Below are 334 nucleotides of genomic sequence, written 5' to 3' on the forward strand. Positions count from 1 at the left end.
AGAGATCCTCGTCGTCGAGAAGCGCCTTGTCTTGCGGGAGGAGGTGCACGTCCGCCAGACCACGGCGGGCGAGGACGTCGAGATGCCGGTGACGCTGCGAAGGCAGCACGCCGGGATCGAACGCGTGTCCCCCGAGGGGCACGTCACGGACCTGAACCTAGCTGAAACACATGAGATCGAACCATGACACAAACCATCACCGCCATGTACGACACCTACACGGACGCGACGGCCGCGAAGGACAAGCTTGTGGCCAGCTGCCTCGCAGAGGGCGGCGTCCAGATCCTGTACGGCAGCGAGGTCGGGACCACGACCAGCCCCGCCACCACCCCCC

At 65.9% G+C, this 334-nt stretch carries 1 protein-coding gene; it reads left to right on the plus strand.

The window, feature by feature from the left end:
- Positions 1 to 187 (plus strand): DUF2382 domain-containing protein (locus tag MKK65_RS01060; protein WP_243954562.1); only part of this gene is annotated, 187 nt, incomplete at its 5' end.
- Positions 188 to 334 lie beyond the last annotated feature (147 nt).

This window comes from Methylobacterium sp. J-001, from assembly GCF_022829565.1.
In the GTDB taxonomy this organism is placed as follows: Bacteria; Pseudomonadota; Alphaproteobacteria; order Rhizobiales; family Beijerinckiaceae; genus Methylobacterium.